Here is a 554-nt window from a genome sequence, read left to right on the forward strand (position 1 = left end):
CCAAGATGCTCTCGGTCGTCCCCCTCATCGACGGCGGCGGCCTGTTCGAGACGGGCGCCGGTGGCTCGGCGCCCAAGCACGTGCAGCAGCTCGTCCAGGAGAACTACCTTCGCTGGGACAGCCTCGGCGAGTTCCTCGCCATCGCCGTCAGCCTCGAGCACTTCGCCGAGGCCACCGGCAACGCCCGCGCCAAGGTTCTCGGCCAGACCCTCGACCGGGCGACGGGGCGCCTCCTCGACGAGAACAAGTCGCCGGCACGCAAGGTCGGCCAGATCGACAACCGCGGCAGCCACTTCTACCTCGCCCTCTACTGGGCGCAGGAGCTGGCACAGCAGGCCGACGACCCCGCGCTGGCCGCTGCGTTCGCGGACACCGCCAAGGCACTCGCGGAGAACGCCGCCGCCATCGACGCCGAGCTCATCGGCGCCCAGGGCCACCCGGTCGACATCGGCGGCTACTACCGGCCCGACCCGGCCAAGGTCGCCGAGGTCATGCGCCCGTCCGCAACGCTCAACCAGATCATCGACGCACTCGCCTGACGCGCCCCCGCCCGT

General features: G+C 71.3%; 1 protein-coding gene. It reads left to right on the plus strand.

Annotated features, from left to right (window positions below):
• Positions 1-539 (plus strand): NADP-dependent isocitrate dehydrogenase (locus tag ACPYOM_RS22115; RefSeq protein WP_481347607.1); only part of this gene is annotated, 539 nt, incomplete at its 5' end.
• Positions 540-554 lie beyond the last annotated feature (15 nt).

It is taken from the genome of Monashia sp. HAY1-2A (assembly GCF_056755315.1).